The sequence below is a fragment of the Polaromonas sp. AET17H-212 genome (assembly GCF_002379085.1).
GTDB lineage: Bacteria > Pseudomonadota > Gammaproteobacteria > Burkholderiales > Burkholderiaceae_C > Polaromonas.
Genome location: NZ_NBZW01000010.1, coordinates 35,838 through 50,552, shown reverse-complemented (window position 1 = coordinate 50,552; position 14,715 = coordinate 35,838). Strand labels below are relative to the sequence as shown.

General features: G+C 61.5%; 12 protein-coding genes. All 12 read right to left on the bottom strand.

The window, feature by feature from the left end:
* Positions 1-15 precede the first annotated feature (15 nt).
* The 12 genes from B7G53_RS09910 to B7G53_RS09855 all read right to left on the bottom strand — a co-directional run bounded on the left by B7G53_RS09910 (position 16) and on the right by B7G53_RS09855 (position 14,628).
* A complete protein-coding gene (locus B7G53_RS09910) occupies positions 16-771 on the bottom strand; it encodes an ABC transporter permease (RefSeq protein ID WP_096667109.1) in 756 nt (251 codons plus the stop codon).
* On the bottom strand, positions 768-1,697 hold the full coding sequence (locus tag B7G53_RS09905; protein ID WP_096667107.1) for an ABC transporter ATP-binding protein: 930 nt from the start codon (positions 1,695-1,697) through the stop codon (positions 768-770). The genes B7G53_RS09910 and B7G53_RS09905 overlap by 4 nt, the downstream gene beginning before the upstream one ends.
* Positions 1,698-1,809: 112 nt before the next feature.
* Positions 1,810-2,109, bottom strand: coding sequence for an STAS domain-containing protein (locus B7G53_RS09900; protein ID WP_369680277.1), 300 nt, complete (start codon positions 2,107-2,109; stop codon positions 1,810-1,812).
* A complete protein-coding gene (locus B7G53_RS09895; RefSeq protein ID WP_096667103.1) occupies positions 2,106-2,759 on the bottom strand; it encodes an MlaC/ttg2D family ABC transporter substrate-binding protein in 654 nt (217 codons plus the stop codon). Before B7G53_RS09895 ends, B7G53_RS09900 begins: the two co-directional genes overlap by 4 nt.
* Before the next feature lie 148 nt (positions 2,760-2,907).
* Positions 2,908-3,660 (bottom strand): MlaA family lipoprotein, encoded by a 753-nt coding sequence (locus B7G53_RS09890; protein ID WP_096667102.1) that lies wholly within the window; start codon positions 3,658-3,660, stop codon positions 2,908-2,910.
* On the bottom strand, positions 3,657-4,163 hold the full coding sequence (gene mlaD, locus B7G53_RS09885; RefSeq protein ID WP_096667100.1) for an outer membrane lipid asymmetry maintenance protein MlaD: 507 nt from the start codon (positions 4,161-4,163) through the stop codon (positions 3,657-3,659). Before mlaD ends, B7G53_RS09890 begins: the two co-directional genes overlap by 4 nt.
* A 10-nt stretch (positions 4,164-4,173) precedes the next feature.
* Positions 4,174-4,953 carry a lipid asymmetry maintenance ABC transporter permease subunit MlaE gene (gene mlaE / locus B7G53_RS09880; RefSeq protein WP_096667098.1) on the bottom strand — a complete coding sequence of 260 codons (780 nt, stop codon included), beginning with the start codon at positions 4,951-4,953 and terminating at the stop codon, positions 4,174-4,176.
* Complete coding sequence (locus tag B7G53_RS09875) at positions 4,950-5,795, bottom strand: ABC transporter ATP-binding protein (protein WP_096667096.1); 846 nt, start codon at positions 5,793-5,795, stop codon at positions 4,950-4,952. Before B7G53_RS09875 ends, mlaE begins: the two co-directional genes overlap by 4 nt.
* 366 nt (positions 5,796-6,161) lie before the next feature.
* Positions 6,162-7,640, bottom strand: a complete 1,479-nt coding sequence (locus B7G53_RS09870; RefSeq protein ID WP_096667094.1) for a glutamate synthase subunit beta — start codon at positions 7,638-7,640, stop codon at positions 6,162-6,164.
* Between the two features lie 24 nt (positions 7,641-7,664).
* Positions 7,665-12,461 (bottom strand): glutamate synthase-related protein, encoded by a 4,797-nt coding sequence (locus B7G53_RS09865; protein ID WP_096667092.1) that lies wholly within the window; start codon positions 12,459-12,461, stop codon positions 7,665-7,667.
* 235 nt (positions 12,462-12,696) lie between these two features.
* A complete protein-coding gene (locus tag B7G53_RS09860; protein ID WP_096667090.1) occupies positions 12,697-13,395 on the bottom strand; it encodes an REP-associated tyrosine transposase in 699 nt (232 codons plus the stop codon).
* Between the two features lie 81 nt (positions 13,396-13,476).
* Positions 13,477-14,628, bottom strand: a complete 1,152-nt coding sequence (locus B7G53_RS09855; protein WP_096667088.1) for an ABC transporter substrate-binding protein — start codon at positions 14,626-14,628, stop codon at positions 13,477-13,479.
* Between the last annotated feature and the right edge of the window lie 87 nt (positions 14,629-14,715).

Here is a 14,715-nt window from a genome sequence, read left to right as displayed (position 1 = left end):
GTGCTGTGGATCCGGTCAGTGTCTTATTTTGTAGCCAATGCGAAGCAAATTCACCGCGATGCCGCTGACCACCAGCAGCGCGCTGCCCACGATGGCCAGACTCAGCCACGGGGACACGTCGCTGACGCCGAAAAAGCCGTAACGAAAACCGTCAATCATGTAGAAAAACGGGTTCAGGTGGCTGACGGTCTGCCAGAACGGCGGCAGCGAGTGGATGGAGTAGAAAACGCCACTCAGGAAAGTCATGGGCATGATCACAAAATTCTGGAACGCCGCCATCTGGTCGAATTTTTCAGCCCACAGGCCGGCGATCAACCCCAGGGAGCCGAGCAGCGCCGCACCGAGGACCGCGAACACGATGATCCACAAAGGCGCCACAAAGCTGGGCTGGCCGAAATACACGGTGACCACAAACACCCCCAGACCAACCACCAGGCCGCGCACGACCGACGAACCGACGTAGGCAAAAAACCAGTGCCAATGCGACAGCGGGCTGAGCAGCACAAACACCAGGCTGCCCATGATCTTGCTCTGGATCAGCGAGGACGAGCTGTTGGCAAAGGCATTCTGCAACACACTCATCATGACCAGGCCTGGCACCAGAAAGGCCGTGTAGCCGACCGTGCCGTAAACCAGCACCTTGTCCTCCAGCACATGGCCGAAGATCAGCATGTACATGACCGCCGTGAGAATGGGCGCGCCGACGGTCTGGAAGCCGACTTTCCAGAAGCGCAGCACTTCCTTGTAGAACAGGGTTTGCCAGCCGGTCATGCCGCCACTCCGATTTTCTCCGCCATGACTTCCAGGAATACGTCTTCCAGGTCGGCCTTGCGGATTTCGACGTCTTCGGCCACCAGGCCGGCCTCGCGGATGGCGCTCAGGTACTGCTCGATTTCATGCGCGTTGTGAGCCGGCAGCTGCACGATGCGGCCGGTGATACGGGCCTTGTCGGCCAGCGCCTTGGGCAGCTCGCTGTCAATTTTAAAACGCAGCACGTTCGATGACGCGGACTTGAGCAACTCGGAGGTCTGGGCCAGCGCCACCATGCGGCCCTGCTTGAGCATGGCAATCCGGCTGCACAGCGCCTCGGCCTCTTCGAGGTAATGCGTCGTCAGCAGCACGGTGCTGCCCTGCTTGTTGAGTTTGGCGACAAATTGCCACAAGGTCTGGCGCAACTCCACATCGACACCGGCGGTGGGTTCATCCAGCACGATGACCTGGGGTTTGTGCACCAGCGCCTGCGCCACCAGCACGCGGCGCTTCATGCCGCCCGACAGCTGCCGCATATTCGCATCGGCCTTGTCGGCCAAGCCAAGACTGAGCAGCAACTCGTCGATCCAGTCGTCGTTGTTCTTGACGCCGAAATAGCCGGATTGAATGCGCAGCGCCTCACGCACCGTGAAAAAGGGGTCAAACACCAGTTCCTGCGGCACGATGCCGAGCTTGCGGCGGGCCGCGGCGTAGTCGGTCACCACATCGCTGCCATGCACCAGCACGCGGCCGCTGCTGGCCCGCGAGAGGCCGGCCAGGATGCTGATCAGCGAGGTTTTGCCGGCCCCGTTGGGACCCAGCAGGCCGAAAAACTCGCCCTGCTGGATGTCAAAGCTCACATTGTCCAGCGCCCGGACGCCGGGACCAGTCTGGCTGCGTGTCGATGGGTAGATTTTGGAGACGGACTGGAATGAGATGGCGGGCATGAGCGGGCTATTTTAAGGGCTGACGCCTGTTTCTTTCGGCCGGCAGCGCAAATGCCCCCAGCCGTGCACCCAGGCAGGCCCCGCCCTCCCAAAAACCCACCCGCCTTCAGGTTCAGGCCGTGGCAGCTGCTGCTGGTGGAATCAGCTCCGCGACGCCGTACAGCTCGGCCAGTTCCAGCAGACGCGCGGGAGCACCGCACACAGAGAAGCGCTTGCCGGCTGCCAGCGCATGGCGTCGGCACTCCAGCAGAACCGCCAGCGCAGAGGAGTCAAACTGCTGAAGCGCACGGGCATCGGCTACCACTTCCGCAGGCCCGGCAAACAGCTCGGGTTTCAGGCCGCGGGCAAAACCAGCCGCCACGGCGTGGGTCAGGACAGGAGGAAGCGTCAGCACGGCAGCATTTTCGTTCAGGACTTTTTCTCGCCCGCGTTCGTTTTCTCGGCTGCGTTCGACTTGTTGCGCTGGGCCAGTGCAGCAATCAGTCCATCCACGCCCTTGGTCGAGATTTCCTGCGCAAACTGGGTCCGGTAGGTTTCCACCATCCAGATGCCAAGGACGTTCAGGTCGTAGATTTTCCAGCCGCTGGGCGTTTTTTCCATGCGGTAATCCAGCTGGATCGGTTCGCTGCGGCCCAACACCTCGGTCCGTACGATCACTTCGTTGTCCGTTGGCGCGGCGCGCAGGGGCTTGACGCTGACCGTCTGGTCCTTGACCTGGGCCAGCGCCCCGGAATAGGTGCGCACCAACAGAATCTTGAACTCATCCTGCAGGCGCTTTTGCTGCTCAGGGGTGGCTTGGCGCCAGTTCCGGCCCACGGTCGCCGCCGTCATGCGCGTGAAATTCACATGGGGCATGACCTTGCCATCGACCAGGGCGATGACCTTCCCGGTGTCGCCGGACTGGATGGCCTTGTCGGCCTTGATGATGTCCAGCACTTCGGTGGATGTGCGTTTGATCAGCGCGTCCGGGGCTTCGTCGGCCGCACCGGCAACAGGGCCCGCGACCAGCAGGACGCCTGCGAGGCAGGCACCGAGGACATGGCTAAAAATTCGACGGTTCATGGTTTTCTTTCGGTTCGGAACACAGGCCTGGCCGGCCGGACGGATGCCCCTTTGGCTCAATTGGCAGGCAAGTAGTTGATTTGACAGCGTTTTTCCGGCTTTGGTTCATGCGATTCAGTGAAGTTATGACATCGCATGTAAGTGTTCTTTACTTGGCCGGTGCCGGCGAAGGCTCCTCGGGCAGGTCATAACGCTCCTCGGTGTCGCCATTGCTGTCTGTGTCTATCACCACGCCGCGGCGCTGCAGGTAGGCGTCGCGCGTGAAACTGTATTTGTCCAGGGCCGCCTGATCCAGCACCTCCCCGGCGCGCAGCAAGCCGGCGCGAAGGTCTACCGCGCGCAGCACATACAGCGAATTACGGACAGGCACATTGTTGATCTGCATCACCAAGTCGCCTTGGGCGTCGACCACACGGGCGGCCGCATCACGCACCGTCGAGGGGCCTAGCACCGGCAACACCAGGTAAGGGCCGGCCGCCATGCCCCAGCGCCCCAGCGTCTTGCCAAAATCCTCGCTGTGACGCTCTATGCCCATGGGCGTGGCCCAATCGAGCACGCCGCCCAGGCCAATCAGCGTGTTGACGCTGACACGCATGAAGCTGTCGACGGCCGCTTGCGGCTTGGCTTGGAGCACGTTGTTGACGAACGACCAGGCGTCCGACAGGTTGCCGAAGAAGTTGTTGACACCGGTACGCACCGGCGAGGGCACCGTATTCTGGTAAGCCTGCGCCACCGGCTTGACGATGGCTTCGTCGAGGCCGTCGTTGAAACGGGTCACGCTGCGGTTGAACGGTTCGAACGGGTCGCGCGGGTTGGGGCCGACGGCGCAGCCCTGCAGCAGCGCCAGCGCCAGCAGCCCTGCCCACAGGCCGGTTCGGTTCATGGTGATTCGTGGCTTCATTTTTTTTCTTTACTCCCTGTAGGCGGTGTAGTCACCGGGCCAGAACTGCTGTCCGCCGCCTTGCTGTACAAAAACTGGCTGATGAGATTTTCCAGCACAACCGCTGATTGCGTACTGGAAATGGTGTCGCCAGCCACCAGATTCTTCTCGCTGGCCCCGGCCTCGATGCCGATGTACTGTTCACCCAGCAAACCGCTGGTCAGGATCTTCAGCGAACTGTCCTTGGGGAAGGCGTAACGGCTTTCCAGGGCCAGCGTCACGCTGGCCTGGAAGGCCTTGTCATCGAACACCAGCGACTCGACGCGGCCGACCACGACCCCGCCGCTGCGCACCGCGCCCTTGGGCTTGAGGCCGCCGACGTTGTCAAACTTGGCCGTGATCCGGTAGGTGGACTGGAAACTCAGGTTCAGCAAATTGGCGGCCTGCAGCGCCAGAAACAGGATGGCCGCAGCGCCGATCATGACAAAAATACCAACCCACACATCAATTTTTGAGCGTTGCACAACACCCTCCTCAGGTAAACATCATCGCGGTCAGGATGAAATCCAGACCCAGGACCGTCAGGGACGCCACCACCACCGTGCGCGTCGTGGCGCTGGCCACGCCTTCCGGCGTAGGTTGCGCCTCGAACCCCTGCAACAGGGCAATAAACGTGACGGCAAAGCCGAAAACAACACTCTTGATCACACCGTTGCCCACATCTTTCCAGACATCGACCCCCCCTTGGATCTGGCTCCAGAAAGACCCTGCATCGACCCCAATCATGACCACGCCAACGGCCCATCCGCCAATCACGCCCATCGCGCTGAACACGGCAGCCAGCAGGGGCATGACAATCACGCCCGCCCAGAAGCGGGGCGCCAGGATGCGTTGCACCGGATCGACGGCCATCATCTCCATGACGCTGATCTGCTCGCCCGCCTTCATGAGGCCGATTTCGGCGGTCAGCGAGGTGCCGGCCCGCCCCGCAAACAGCAAGGCCGTCACCACCGGCCCGAGTTCACGCACCAGGGTCAGCGTCACAAGCAAGCCCAGCGCATCCGACGAGCCAAAACGCTGCAGCGTGTAATACCCCTGCAGGCCGAACACAAAACCGACAAACAGGCCGGACACCGCAATGATGACCAGCGAATAGTTGCCCAGGAAGTGGATCTGGTCGCGCACCAGGCCAAAACGCCGGAACGTCGAAGGCAGGGAAAGGAGAAGCCGAAAGAAAAGGCGCGCGCCCAGACCCAGATCGGCGAGTTTGCTGCGGGTGGCACAGCCGACATCCGAAGGTTTGTACCAGCTCATGCGGCGGCTCCTGGCTGCCGGGCGACGGCCTTGGGGCCGGGGCCAAAATCTTCCTCCACCGACAGGCCGGGATAGTGGAACTGAACCGGGCCGTCCGGCAGGGCATGGACATACTGATAGACCAGCGGATCGGTGCTTTGCCGGACTTGCTCGGGCGTCCCCTCGGTCGCAATTTTCCCGTTGGCCAGGATAATCACATGGTCGGCCACGGCAAACGTCTGCTCGAGTTCGTGGGAGACAAAAATGCTGGTCAGCCCCATGGCATCGTTCAGGTGCCGGATCAGCCGCGCCGCAGTTCCCAGTGAAATCGGGTCCAGGCCGGAAAAAGGTTCGTCGTACATCACCAGCTCCGGGTCCAGCGCGATGGCGCGGGCCAGCGCGATGCGCCGCGCCATGCCGCCGGACACCTCGCTGGGCATGAGATCGCGCGCGCCGCGCAGGCCGACCGCGTTGAGCTTCATGAGCACAATGTCGCGAATCAGGGCTTCGGGCAGATCGGTGTGTTCGTGCAGCGGAAAGGCCACATTTTCATAAACGCTCAGGTCGGCGAACAAGGCCCCGAACTGGAAAAGCATGCCCATGCGACGCCGCGCCGCATAGATCTGCTCCTGATCCATCCGGGTGACATCCTGGTCATCGAACAGCAATTCGCCGGATTGGGCACGGATCTGGCCGCCAATGAGACGCAAAATAGTCGTTTTTCCGCCGCCGGAAGCCCCCATCAATGCCGTCACTTTGCCGCGCGGCACCGACAGGGAAATGTCGTCCAGGATGACCCGCTCACCGTAACCAAAGGTAAGGTGACGCAGTTCAACAAGCGATGGATTGGAAGAGGGGGCCATAAAAAGACAAAAGCCGGTTAGCCGGCTTATTGATCATAAGGGATTACTCTGCCCCACGTGGGCGATCGGATTCGTTCATTTTTCACAGGAATAGCCCGGGACGGTGCCCCATTCAGGCCGGCCGCCCGACTTTCCTGCCCCCGCCAAAAAGATGGCGGAACGCCTGCCGTTTCGCGCGACAGGTCGCGGCAAGGCGCACCGTCGTTACACTTTTCTGCCATCACACCGGTTTCGCAGCTGTGGTGCGGTTGGGACGCAGTCTTCAACCAGAGCCAGGACCACCTGCAACAGGCTCAACTGCGGCGCTGCCAGCAAATCCCGGCCTTGATGTCACACCCCTCGGCCATTCGGGAGTGGCTATGGCTTTCAGCGCGGCAAGTCGCTGAAGCCCATCAGGAACTCGTCGACCGAGCGGGCCGCCTGGCGACCCTCGCGAATCGCCCAGACCACCAGACTCTGACCACGACGCATGTCCCCCGCCGCAAAGACCTTGGGGACATTGGTGGCATAACCGCCCGTGAAGTCGGTGGTCGCCCTGGCGTTACCGCGTGTGTCTTTCTCGACCCCAAAGGCCTCCAGCACCGGCGCAACCGGCGCCACAAAACCCATGGCCAGAAGCACCAGATCGGCCTTCAGCAACTGCTCGGAGCCGGGTACTTCCTGCATCTTTCCGTCTTTCCACTCCACGCGCACCGTTTTCAGACCAGTGACCTTGCCCTTGTCGCCGATGAATTCCTTGGTGGAAATGGCGAATTCGCGTTCGCAGCCCTCCTCATGGCTGGAACTGGTACGCAGCTTGATGGGCCAGTAAGGCCAGGTCATGGGACGGTTTTCCTCGACAGGGGGCTGCGGCAGCAGTTCGAACTGCGTGACGCTGGCCGCGCCATGACGATTGCTGGTACCGACACAGTCCGAACCGGTGTCACCGCCACCGATCACGATCACGTGTTTACCATCGGCGCGCAACTGGTCCTTGACCTTGTCGCCGGCGTTGACCTTGTTTTGCTGTGGCAAAAACTCCATCGCGAAATGGATGCCTGCGAGTTCACGGCCGGGCACGGGCAGGTCACGCGACTGCTCGGCACCGCCAGTCAGCACGATCGCGTCGAAGTCCTTTTGCAGTTGCTCGGGCGTGATGGTTTCCTTGGCCCAGTTGATGACTTTCGAGTCCTTGCCCAACCCGTCCTTCGCACGCCCAACCATGATGCCGGCACGAAAGGTCACCCCTTCGGCCTGCATCTGCTCGACACGGCGGTCGATATGGGTTTTTTCCATCTTGAAGTCGGGAATGCCGTAACGCAGCAGGCCGCCAATGCGGTCATTTTTCTCGAACACCGTCACATCGTGACCGGCCCGCGCCAGCTGCTGGGCCGCAGCCATGCCCGCCGGCCCCGACCCCACCACGGCCACTTTTTTTCCGGTCCGGTGCGCGGGCGGCTCGGGCTGGACCCAGCCCTCGGCCCAGGCGCGATCAATGATGGCGTGTTCGATGGACTTGATGCCCACCGCACCGTCGTTCACGTTAAGCGTGCAGGCCGCCTCACAAGGTGCGGGGCAAATCCGGCCCGTGAATTCCGGAAAGTTATTGGTGCTGTGAAGGGTTTCAATCGCACTTTTCCAGTTGCCCCGAAACACCATGTCGTTGAAATCCGGAATGATGTTGTTGACCGGGCAGCCGCTGTTGCAAAACGGCGTGCCGCAGTCCATGCAACGCGCGGCCTGCTTGTTGGCCTGCGCATCGTCGAGCCCGATCACAAACTCCTTGTAGTTTTTCAGCCGCTCGGGCACAGGCTTGTAGCCTTCCTCGATGCGCTCGTATTCCATGAAACCGGTGACTTTTCCCATGAGGCTACTCCAGATACTTCTTGTTTAGGCTGCGGCTTTGGCGGCTTTTTCGCCAGCCGGTTTGGAAGCCGCTTTGGCGGGTGCGGCGGCGGCGAGTTTCCTGGCCGCCATTTCGCCGAGTGCCCGCTTGTATTCCAGCGGGAACACCTTGACAAACTTGCCGCGCGCTTCCGCCCAGTTGTCCAGCAACTCGCGGGCACGCTTGCTGCCGGTCCAGCGGTTGTGGTCTTCCAGCAGTTTCTTCAGTTGCGCCTCATCGGTCTTGCCGCCGTGCCACAAGGCGTGGTCGGTCCCGGCCTCCTGCTGGGCAGCAGGCTGGACTTTCTCCAGCGACACCATGGCCGTGTTGCAGCGCTTGGCAAACTGGCCGTCCTCGTCGTACACGTAAGCCACGCCACCGCTCATGCCGGCCGCGAAGTTGCGTCCGGTTTTCCCAAGCACCGCGACGGTGCCGCCGGTCATGTATTCACAACCGTGGTCGCCCGTACCCTCGACGACCGCCGTGGCACCCGACAGGCGCACCGCAAAACGTTCGCCGGCCACGCCACTGAAGAAGGCCTCGCCGGTCGTCGCGCCATAGAGCACGGTGTTGCCGACGATGGTGTTCTTGACCGCGTCACCGCGAAAATCGATGCTGGGCCGCACCACGATGCGGCCACCCGACAGGCCCTTGCCGGTGTAGTCGTTGGCATCGCCGATCAGGTACATGGTGATGCCCTTGGCAAGGAAGGCGCCGAAAGATTGCCCCCCCGTCCCCTCAAGCTGGATGCGCAAGGTGTCGTCCGGCAGACCCTCCGGGTGGCGCCGCGTCAACTCGCCGGACAGCATGGCGCCGACGGTGCGATTGACGTTGCGTACCACTTCAATGAACTGGACTTTCTCGCCTTTTTCGAGGGCTGCTTTCGATTTCTCGATCAGGCGCACGTCCAGCGCTTTTTCCAGCGCATGGTCCTGTTCCATGACATGTTTGCGCGGTACATCGGCGGGCACATTCGGCTGGTAGAACAGCCGTGAGAAGTCCAGGCCATCGGCTTTCCAGTGTTCAATGCCTTTCTGGGTATCGAGCAGGTCTGCGCGACCTATCAGGTCTTCGAACTTGCGCACGCCGAGCTGGGCCATCAACTGACGCGCCTCTTCAGCGACGAAGAAGAAGTAGTTCACGACGTGTTCGGGCTTGCCGCTGAATTTCTGGCGCAGCACCGGGTCCTGCGTGGCGACGCCGACCGGGCAGGTGTTGAGATGGCATTTGCGCATCATGATGCAGCCCTCGACCACCAGCGGCGCCGTGGCGAAGCCGAATTCGTCAGCGCCGAGCAAGGCGCCGATCACGACGTCGCGGCCGGTTTTCATCTGACCGTCGGCCTGCACACGGATGCGGCCGCGCAGGCGGTTCAGCACCAGCGTCTGCTGGGTTTCCGCCAGGCCGATTTCCCAGGGTGATCCTGCGTGCTTGATCGACGACCATGGGGACGCACCGGTGCCGCCGTCATGCCCGGCGATCACCACGTGATCGGACTTGGCTTTGGCCACGCCGGCAGCAATCGTTCCGACCCCGACTTCACTGACCAGCTTGACGCTGATGCTGGCGCGCGGGTTGACGTTTTTCAGATCGTGGATCAGTTGCGCCAGGTCCTCGATGGAGTAAATGTCGTGGTGCGGCGGGGGCGAGATCAGGCCCACACCCGGCACGGAATAACGCAACTGACCAATGTACTCGCTGACCTTGCCGCCCGGCAGCTGCCCCCCCTCACCTGGCTTGGCGCCCTGCGCCATCTTGATCTGGATCTGGTCGGCCGACACCAGGTATTCCGCCGTGACGCCGAAACGCCCCGAAGCCACCTGCTTGATGCGCGAACGCAGCGAATCCCCGTCCTGCAAGGGCAGGTCGACCTCGACCACGCTTTCACCAATCACACTCTTGAGCGTCTCACCCTTTTTGATCGGGATGCCCTTGAGCTCCTGACGGTAACGGTTCGGATCTTCGCCGCCCTCCCCGGTATTGCTCTTGCCGCCAATGCGGTTCATGGCCACGGCCAGCGTGGCATGCGCCTCGGTGCTGATGGAGCCCAACGACATCGCGCCGGTGGCAAAACGCTTGACGATCTCCTTGGCCGGCTCGACCTCGTCGATCGGGATGGCCCGGGACGGATCGATCCTGAACTCGAACAGGCCACGCAGGGTCATGTGGCGACGGTTCTGGTCGTTGATCAACTGGGCAAATTCCTTGTAGGTGTTCCAGTTGTTCGAGCGTGTGGAATGCTGCAGCTTGGCAATCGCATCCGGTGTCCACATGTGGTCTTCACCGCGCACGCGCCAGGCGTATTCACCGCCGGCGTCCAGCATGTTGGCCAGCACCGGGTCGTTGCCGAAGGCAGCCTTGTGCATGCGCAGCGCTTCTTCGGCGATTTCAAACACGCCCATGCCTTCGACCTGGCTGGCGGTACCGGTGAAGAACTTGTCGACGGTCACGCGATTCAGGCCGATCGCCTCGAACAGCTGGGCACCGCAGTAACTCATGTAGGTGGACACGCCCATCTTGGACATGATCTTCGACAGGCCCTTGCCAACCGCCTTGGTGTAGTTGTAGATCGCCTTGTCGGCACTCAGGTCACCGGGCAAATCCCTGGCGAGTTCGGCCAGCGTTTCCATGGCCAGATACGGGTGCACGGCTTCCGCGCCGTAACCGGCGAGCACGGCAAAATGATGGACTTCCCGGGCCGAGCCGGTTTCCACCACCAGGCCCGCCGTCGTGCGCAGGCCCTCCTTGACCAGATGCTGGTGAATGGCCGACAGCGCGAGCAAGGCCGGAATCGCGACCTGGGTCGGGCTGATGCCACGGTCACTGACGATCAGGATGTTCTTGCCGCTCTTGATCGCGTCGACCGCCTCCGCACACAGCGAGGCGAGCTTGGCTTCCACCCCCTCGTGGCCCCAGGCCAGCGGGTAGGTGATGTCCAGGGTGTAGCTTTTGAATTTCCCCTGGGTGTGGGTTTCGATGTCGCGCAGCTTGCGCATGTCGGCGACATTGAGGACCGGCTGACCGACCTCCAGCCGCATCGGCGGGTTGACCTGGTTGATATCGAGCAGGTTGGGCTTGGGGCCCACAAAGGACACCAGCGACATCACAATCGCCTCGCGGATCGGGTCGATGGGCGGGTTGGTCACCTGCGCGAACAGCTGTTTGAAGTAGTTGTACAGCGGTTTGTTCTTGTTGGACAGCACGGCCAGCGGGCTGTCGTTGCCCATGGAGCCGGTGCCTTCCTCGCCATTGACAGCCATGGGCGACATCAGGAACTTGATGTCTTCCTGAGTGTAGCCGAAGGCCTGCTGGCGGTCCAGCAGGGAGTGGGACTCGGTCAGGCCGGAGCTTGATGCCGAGGTCGCGCTCGCCTCGTCGGCGCCCATCTTCAGGCCGTCCGTCGGCGCAGGCACCGTCGTCGCCTGCACATCATCGAGCCGGATGCGCAGGTTTTCAATCCATTGTTTGTAGGGCTTGCTGTGGGCCAGCGTGGCCTTGATCTCTTCATCGTCAATCATGCGGCCCTGCTCGAGGTCGATCAGGAACATCTTGCCGGGCTGCAGACGCCATTTGCGCACAATCTTGTTTTCCGGAATCGGGAGCACGCCCGATTCGGACGCCATGATGACCAGGTCGTCATCGGTCACGCAATAACGGGACGGACGCAAGCCATTGCGGTCCAGCGTTGCGCCGATCTGGCGCCCGTCGGTGAACACGATGGACGCCGGACCGTCCCAGGGCTCCAGCATGGCAGCGTGGTACTCATAAAAGGCCTTGCGGCGCTCGTCCATGGTGGTGTGCTGCTCCCACGGTTCGGGAATCATCATCATCACCGCCTGGCTGATCGGGTAACCCGCCATCGTCAGCAGTTCCAGGCAGTTGTCGAACGTGGCGGTGTCGGACTGGTCGGAAAAGCTGATCGGGTAGAGCTTTTGCAGGTCGGCACCCAGCACCGGTGAAGACATCACGCCTTCGCGCGCCTTCATCCAGTTGTAGTTGCCCTTGACGGTGTTGATCTCTCCGTTGTGGGCGACATAACGGTAGGGGTGAGCCAGCGGCCACTCGGGAAAGGTGTTGGTCGAAAACCGCTGGTGCACCAGACCCAGCGCCGACACGCAACGCGGGTCCTGCAGGTCCAGGTAATAAGTGCCCACCTGGTCAGCCAGCAACAGGCCCTTGTAGACCACGGTACGGCTGGACATGCTGGGGACGTAATATTCCTTGCTGTGGGTGAGCTTCAGGCGCTGGATCGCGGCACTGGCGGTCTTGCGGATCACGTAAAGCTTGCGCTCCAGCGCGTCCTGCACGATCACATCGTTGCCGCGGCCGATGAAAATCTGGCGCAGGATGGGCTCTTTTTCGCGCACCGTCGGCGACATCGGCATGTCGCGATTGACCGGCACATCACGCCAGCCCAGCAGCACCTGGCCCTCCATGCGCACGGCACGCTCAAGCGCCTGCTCACAGGCCAGCCGCGAGGCATGCTCTTTGGGCAGGAACACCATGCCCACGCCATACTCGCCCGGAGGTGGGAGGTTAACACCCTGCCCGGCCATCTCTTCACGGTAAAGGGCGTCAGGCAGCTGGATCAGGATGCCGGCCCCGTCACCCATCAGTTTGTCAGCACCCACCGCGCCCCGGTGGTCCAGGTTCTCGAGGATTTTCAGGCCCTGCTGCACGATGGCATGGCTTTTGTGGCCCTTGATGTGCGCAACAAAGCCGACGCCGCAGGCGTCATGCTCATTGGCCGGGCTATAAAGACCGTTTTGTTCAAAATGCTTGATTTCAGCAGCCGTGGTCATGGCTTACTCCTGGGTCGGTAGGGAGAACAGCGCTGGTGTACACGTTGCACGCCAGCCTGTCCGCCAAATTTTGTAATGGATCGCGAGAAGCGAAAGCATAGTGCAGTGCAACAACAATGCCAAGCACAAAAATTAGGGTCAGATTCTAATTAAAATACGGCAAATGCTTTTTAATTTAAATGGGGGACAGATTAATAACGAAGTCCGCATTGGAACGGCAGCTCGCAAGTCCCACTCAGGGGATGTCTGGCTTTCGCGCCGGGCGTCCCACCCGCGCTTTGACGACCCGGCGTTCCGTACGTTTTTGCAGGTCCCCCAAGAAATCAGCATCTCCCAAGGCCCAGCCGCTCAGGGCCGACTCCGTCAGCGCTGCCTGCTGATGGGCCGACACACCGGAGCGCACCATGTCGGCGTAGGCCGCCTCTCGCGCAAAAGGCGTGTTCCCCAAAGTCCAGAACAGGGGATGTGGCGTTACCAGTTTGTCGCTGCGCAAGCCGACGTAGTGGCCGTGGCTGGACCAAGGGTAGTCGCGCGCCTCAGCGACCAGCCCTGCCCGCACCGGATTGAGATCGATATAGGCCATGCAGGCCAGCAGATAGGTTTCGGTCTGGATGGGCGTGGAACGGTAGCGCCCCTCCCACAAGGTGCCCGATCGCCCCTGCCTGTCATTGAAATAACGCACATAACGCCTGCCCACGGCCTGCATCATGCGTGGCAGGGAATCGGCGGCCTCCGGTGTGACCAGCAAATGAACGTGGTTGCTCATCAGCACATAGGCGTGCACAGCAACGCCTGATTTTCTGGCGTGTTCCTCGATCAGATCCAGCATGGTCTGGTAATCGGCGGGACACGAAAAAATGGCCTGCTGGTTGTTACCGCGCAGGATGACGTGGTGCGGATAGCCGGGAAGGCTCAGACGGGGAAGGCGGGCCATGACAATGTACGCTGTGATTCAGCGCCATCATAGGGGCACTCGCCTCCCTGGATGCATTTCCCGATCAGACGCGCGTTGCGCTTAGCGGACCACTTTGCCGTCCGGGGTGATGGTCACCAGATCCACCAGGCGGACTGACTCGTATTTTTTGGCGCGCAGATTGACGCGAAAGCCGCCCACGTCATAGTCGGTCATGGATTCAAAGGCTTTCTGAAGCCCGGCGCGATCGGCTTTTCCACCGCCTGCGGCACTGCGCCGCACACCCTCCGCAAAGGTGCGCGCTGCGATGTAACCTTCAACACTTTCATAACTGGGCGTCTGGTCGGTCACATTGAGGACATCCAGGTATTCCTTGATGATGGGGGTTCCCGCGCTGCGCGGCGAAGGTACAACCTGCGAGATGACCACGCCACCGATTTCCTTGCCCAGCGCCGTGAACAGCGGGTCAATCCCAACCACCGAGAAGTTCAGGAACTGGCCGGCGAAACCAGTCTTTCGCATGGCGCGGATAAAGGCCGCCGAGGTGTTGAACAAACTGACCTGGATGATGGCTTGGGGCTGGGCCTTGGCCAGCATGGCAACTGCAGCTCCGACCTTGTCGCTGTTGACCGGCGCGAAGGCGCTCGCCACAAGAGGCGGCCGTTTCAGATCAACCAGGGCCTGGTTCACGGCCACCAGCCCTGCCCGGCCCATGGCATCGTCTTCTGCAAAAACAGCGATGCGGTCCTGGCTCAGGGTCGCGCAATGGCGCACCATTTTGTAGGCCTCGTCAGCCAGCGCCGGACGGACATGAAATGCGTTGGTCAGCGCAGCTTCACGCAGGGCGTCCGATGCGGCGAACGGGGCGACAAACAGGGTGTTGGCCGGTTTGGCGACGGCAAAAGCAGCATCGCAACTGGCTGTTCCTACAAAACCGAACAAGGCATCCACACCCTCGTCAATCAACTGCTTGGCGTTGCTGGCAGCCTTGGCCGGGTTGTAGCCGTCATCCATCGCCTTGACTTCTATCCTGTAGCCTGCCGCACCGTTTTTGGCATTGATCGCATCAAAATAGAGCTTCGCACCGTTGAGATAGGCCAGTCCGATTTGATCGGCCGCCCCCGTCAAAGGGACCGATTGCCCGATCACCAGCTTGCGGCCGCCCTTGCCCGCCTGTGCATGGGTCAACGGGGTGAAGGTCGCCACGCCAGCTGCCAATCCGCCCATCACGAGCGCACGTCGATTGAGTCTCATGCAATGCCTTTTTGAAATGTCATCTCGTTAAGCACGATGGATGCCTGAATGCGGGCAAACGATCCAGGCGCTCTCTTCGTAACAAAT